4 protein-coding genes are annotated in these 5,821 nt (G+C 65.9%); all 4 read right to left on the bottom strand.

The window, feature by feature from the left end:
* Positions 1-2,063 (bottom strand): type I polyketide synthase (locus ADBZ6I_RS15360; RefSeq protein WP_526385332.1); only part of this gene is annotated, 2,063 nt, incomplete at its 3' end.
* Positions 2,060-3,802, bottom strand: coding sequence for a fatty-acid--AMP ligase (locus ADBZ6I_RS15365; RefSeq protein ID WP_526385334.1), 1,743 nt, complete (start codon positions 3,800-3,802; stop codon positions 2,060-2,062). The genes ADBZ6I_RS15365 and ADBZ6I_RS15360, both read right to left, overlap by 4 nt.
* Before the next feature lie 134 nt (positions 3,803-3,936).
* Positions 3,937-4,635: a thioesterase II family protein gene (locus ADBZ6I_RS15370; RefSeq protein WP_526385336.1), complete on the bottom strand. Its 699-nt coding sequence runs from the start codon at positions 4,633-4,635 to the stop codon at positions 3,937-3,939.
* A 62-nt stretch (positions 4,636-4,697) separates the two neighbouring features.
* Positions 4,698-5,821: sulfatase/phosphatase domain-containing protein (locus tag ADBZ6I_RS15375; protein WP_526385338.1), on the bottom strand; the 1,124-nt coding region annotated here is incomplete at its 5' end.

The raw sequence follows: 5,821 nt of genomic DNA on the forward strand, positions 1-5,821 counted from the left end.
ATACCCACCACCGGCTCACCGGAGGCCAGCACCTCACGCAGCGAAAAACCCACCTGCTCAACGAAAGACGGCTCCAACTCCTCGACCGCCGCGGCGAACGCCGACTCCTCCGCCAACAGCCGACGGCCCATCCCCGCCCACTGCGACCCCTGACCGGAGTACACGAACACCGTGCCAGGACGGCAGGAACCCTCGTGCGGCGCGACCACTCCGGGCGCAGACTGACCGGCCGCCAGCGCGGCAAGCCCCGCGATCGCCTGCTCCTGATCGCGGGCCACCACCGTGGCGAACTTCGGATACCGGCTGCGATGGAAATTGAGCGTGTGCGCCACTTGCTGCACACCCACCTCCGAACCCGCACCCTGCCACCAGTCGGCCAACGCACCGGCCAACGACGCAACCCGCTGCGAAGTCTTCCCCGACACGACCAGCGTGCTCAACGGCGAATCCTGCTGCGGCACAACCGCATCGGCGAGCACCGGGGCCTGTTCCAACACCACATGGGCGTTGGTGCCGCCGAACCCGAACGACGACACCCCGGCAATCCTGGGCCGACCCCGATCCGGCCATTCGGTATGGGCGTCAACGACTTTGAGTCGCAAATTCCCGAAGGGGATGTGCGGGTTCGGGTTCTCATAGCCCACGGTGGCCGGAATCGAACCCCGGCCCAACGCCAGCACCGCCTTGGCCAAACCCGCCACCCCGGCCGCAGCCTCCAGGTGACCCAGATTCGACTTCACCGAACCGATCAACAACGGCGCATCCACCGCGCGCCCCCGACCCAGCACCGTGCCCAACGCACGCGCCTCGATCGGATCGCCCAACAACGTCCCGGTGCCATGAGCCTCGACGTAGTCGACCTCACGAACATCCACCCCCGCATCGGCATACGCCGAGCGCAACACCGCCATCTGCGACGCCGGATTCGGCGCCATCAACCCATTGGACCGGCCATCCTGATTGACCGCCGACCCGCGCACCACCGCCAACACCCGATCACCGTCACGACGCGCATCCGACAACCGCTTGAGCACCACCACCCCGGCACCCTCGGACCGCACAAAACCATCCGCCGACGCATCGAAGGAGTGGCACGCACCGGAGGCCGACATGGCTTCCACCACATCGAAACTGCGCGTCGGAGCGGGCGACAGCATGACGTTCACCCCGGCGGCCAACGCCACGTCGGACTCCCCCGACCGCAGACTCTGACACGCCAGGTGCACCGCCACCAACGACGACGAGCATGCCGTATCCACCGTCACCGAGGGACCACGCAGATCAAAGAAATACGACACCCGATTGGCGATGATGCTCAATGCCCCACCGGTCCCCGAGAAGGGGTCCATCTGGGACAGGTCCGCGGCGGCCAGGTAGCCGTACTCACCCAGGCAGGCCCCGGCGAACACTCCCGTCTGGGTGTGACGAAGTGTCTGTGGCGGGATTCCGGCGTGTTCGAGAGCCTCGTGAGCGACCTCCAGCAGCAGCCGCTGCTGGGGGTCCATCTTGTCGGCCTCTCCCGGTGAGATCTCGAAGAACTCTGCGTCGAACGCCGCGACATCGTCGAGGTAACCACCCCAGCGAGTGGTCGAGGCCAATGCCGCGGCGGTCGACGGCGACCCGTCGTCGAACCGCTGCCAGCGCTCCGCCGGCACCTCGACGACGCCGGACCGGCCGTCGACGAGGAAGTCCCACAAGCCATCCGGGCCGGACACCCCGCCCGGGAACCGGCAGCCGACTCCGATCACCGCGATGGGATCGCGCGCGTCCACCACCGCGCCGCCGCCGGCGACGCCGGAGACCTCGACGGGTTCGACCTCGCCGCCGGTGAGATACCGCGCCATCGCGTTGACCGTCGGGTACTGCCACAGATCGACTGGTGACAACTGCCGCCCCAGCAATTCCGACAGCTCCCCGATCATCACGACCGCATCGGCCGAACCGACCGCGAGGTCTTTCAGCGGTGCGTCACAGTCGATTTCGTCGGGGCTCAGACCGATCGTGTTGACGAGATAGTCAACAAACCATTGCCTTAAGCCGTCCTCGTCCAGGGGCGCGGTCACGGAGCGTCCAAACGGCTGAACTGGCCCAGCCGGTACTGCTCCGCACTCGAATTCCGCCGCACCTTCCCACTGGTGGTGATCGGGAGCGAGCCCTGGCCCACCAGCAGCAGTTCCCCGATCCGCACGCCGTGGGTGTTGTTGACGGCCGCGAGGACCCGCCGCTTCATATCGCGCAGTCTGGCGATCGCCTCCTCGGCGGAGCCGCCGGGCTGCTTCACCTCCGCGATCACCACCAGTTTTTCGGTGGCCTCGTCCGGGATCGACACGGCCGCCACCCGGCCTGCGGTGAGCTCGCTGACGGTGAACTCGATGTCGTCGGGATAGTGGTTGCGCCCGTCGACGATCAACAGGTCCTTGATCCGGCCGATGATGTAGAGCTCGCCGTCGTACAGCACGCCCAGGTCACCGGTCCGCAGCCACGGCCCTTTCGGGGTGCCGGGCGACGGCTCGTGCAGCTGCCCGTTGAAGGTCCGCTCCGACAGCTCCGGGTTGTGCCAGTAACCGATCGCCACCTGGTCGCCGTTCACCCAGACTTCGCCGACCTCACCGGCCGCCTTCTCCAGCAGCGTCTCTGGATCGACGATGCGCACGTCGCACGACCGCGGCGCACCACAACCGACCAGTTCCGATCCTCCGGCGGCGCACAATTCGGCGCGGCCCGCGGCCAGCTTCTCGGAGTCGAAACGCACCTCGGTTGGGGGACGACCGCCGGGCGAGGACACCACGTAGACCGTCGCTTCGGCCAATCCGTAGGACGACCGCAACGCGGAATCGGGAAGTCCGAACTGCCCGAACCTGTCGTGGAACCGGTGCAGCGTTCCGGGGTGCACCCGCTCGGCGCCGCTGATGATGCCGATCACCTCGCCCAGGTCCAGCCCTGCCATATCCGCGTCGGAGGTGCGGCGCGCGGACAGTTCGAACCCGAAGTTGGGCGCCGCACTGAATACGCTCTCGTTGCGCGCGAGATGCTGGATCCAGCGGGCGGGTTTCTGCAGGAACGCCATCGGACTCATCAGGATGCCCTGGCGAGTGATCAGCGGAGTCAACACGCCCGCGACCAGACCCATGTCGTGGTAGAACGGCAGCCACGAGACGATGGTGGTCTTGGCAACAGTGCCGGGCGGAAAATGCTCGGAGTAGTCGCCGATGCTTTGTTCCAGGTTGGTGATGACGTTCTTGTGGGTCAGCACCACACCGGCCGGCTGCCGAGTGGAACCGGACGTGTACTGCAGGTAGGCGACGTCCGGTGCAGCAGGATCCGGCTCCAGTGCGGGGGCCTGGGCGTAGTCCACCGCATCGACCTCGATAACGGTCGGCACGGAACCACCGGACGACATATTGGCGTACGGCACGACGTCGCCGACGACGGCCGAGGTGGTCAGGATGGCAACCGGCGCACTGTCGCGCAGCGCACCGACCACACGTTCGTCCAGACCTCCCGGAGCCGGAACCGGCAGCGGGATCGCGATGAACCCGGCGTGGATGGCGGCAAAGAACGCGACGATGTAGTCGAGCCCCTGGGGGGCGAGGATCGCGGCCCGATCACCAGGGGAACCGCACAGATGAACCTGCCCGGCGACGGCCTGAACCCGCCGATAGAGCTGCGACCAGGTGAGAGTTTCGGCAAATCCCGCCGGGTCGGTGTCGTAATCGTAGAAGGTGTACGCGGGCTGGTCGGGCTGCTCGTCGGCTCTGCGTTTCAGCAGTTCAGGGATAGACAACTGGATCTCCGGAATCATTATTTAACGCCCACCGGGCCCAACGTCACTGGGCCCGGAAAGGCTAACAGACCATCGGTCTACAGTTGAAACGGACGTTTCCTGAGAGGAAGCTTACACGCTCCCTGGGTAAACCTTAAGTTCCGGATGCCGCCTCAACCGCAGTACGCGTCGATCTTAGCCTCTAAGTCTGCGACCAATTCCGGCAAATTTTCGTCGAGGTAGAAATGATGTCCGGGGAAGACCCGCTGGGTGAACTCCGATGTCGTCCGGTTTGACCACGGCTTCACCTTCGCTTCAGTGGCGATCTGGTCGTCGTCGGCGAAGTATGCCGCGATCGGACACGACACCATGGCGTCCGGCGGGCATTCGTAATTCATGATCGCCTTGAACCCGCGCAGCGTGGGAAGGATGCGCGCTGCGAATTCCTCGTTCTCCAGGAATTCCGGGTTGATCCCGGTCAACTCGCCGACCACCTCCAGCAGTCCCCGATCAGACTCCGGGATGTATTCCTCGCCCAGCAGGCCGGGCGCGGGCGAGGCCGACACGAAGAGGGCAGATACCGACCGGCCCGCAGCCTCGAACCGCCGCGCGACCTCGAACGCCACCAGGGCCCCCATGCTGTGGCCGAAGAAGGCCACCGGACCGTCGGTCTGTTCGGGCAGCAGTGTGCAAACCCGATCGGCCAGGTCGGTGACGCTGCGGAAGGCACCCAGGTCGTGGGTGCCGCCCTTGCCGGGGTACTGCACCGCGATGCGCTTGACGTCGGTGGTGAACGTCTTGGCGAACGGTACGTAGTACGTCGGCGATCCCCCGGCGTGCGGGAAGATGAACAGCGTCGTCGGCCCAGGCATGTGCCTCAGGTTACCGCTCCGCCGGGGGGAAGCCGTCGCCTCGGTTTGCGTCGGTGACTGGATCAGCTACTGGCGAAGGCCGCCTCGGCGTCTCGTTCGAGATCGACGAAGGCCTTCTCGCTGACGTCGACAGCCACACCCTGGATGGTGCCTCCGGTGAACGTGCCCGGGCTCTTGTACTGCTCGGAGACGTTGTCCCCGCTGTCATAGCCCACACACAGCCCGTCCCCGCACAGGGTGAACTTGCCGATCTGTGCCTTCATGGGTCCCTTGGCCACCTCTTTGCCGTCCACGTACAGCGTGGTGGTGCCCAGCGATTCGCCGTACTTGCCGGCGCGTTCCCGTTTGAACTCCATACCCAGGGTGTGCTTGCCCGGGCTCAGCGGCGGGGACACGAAAACCTGCTCCGGCTTGATGCCCAGGAAGTTGTACACGTAGTGCAGCCGGCCGTCTTTGATGAACATCGAGTGACCGCCGAACCGCGACCCGTGCGCGAAGACCACGCCCTGGGCCTCCGGCGTCATGTCGACGTTGGCCGCGATCTTGTAGGACCGGCCCCGGATGCTGACTGCCACACCCTCGGGCACCGGCGCGGTGTCCGGGAAGTACTTGTAGCGGTCACGCGGCGGCTCGGACTGCGGCCGCGGGTTGGCTGCCTGTTCGACGGCGACCCGGTCATCCAGGGGCAGCACGAAGTTGTTGTTGGCCTCCTCGAACCAGGCGTCGATCAGCTCTTTGAGCTTCTCCGGGTTCTGCTCGGCGAGGTCGGTGGACTCCGAACGGTCCTCCTCGACGTGGTAGAGAGCCCACTTGTCCTCGTCGAACTTGCCCCGGCCGGTGATCGGCACGTGCAGGGCGGCGGCTTTCCAGCCGTCCTGCCAGATGCCGCGGGTGCCCAGCATCGCGTAGTACTGCCGCTTGCGGGTGGTCGGAGCGTTGGCGTCATCGAAGCTGTAGCGCATCGAGGTCCCGTTGAGCGGGTACTGCTTGATGCCCCTGAACACCTCGGGCATCTCCACGCCCGCGACATCGAGAACGGTGGCGGCCACATCGATGGCGAGGTGGTACTGGTTGCGGACCTCACCCTTGGCCTTGATGCCCTTGGGCCAGGAGATGATCATGGGATCGCACGTTCCGCCGGCGAACTGGCTGTAGCGCTTGAACATCTGGAACGGTGTCGAGAACG

The organism is Mycobacterium sp., assembly GCF_044342925.1.
Classification (GTDB): domain Bacteria; phylum Actinomycetota; class Actinomycetes; order Mycobacteriales; family Mycobacteriaceae; genus Mycobacterium.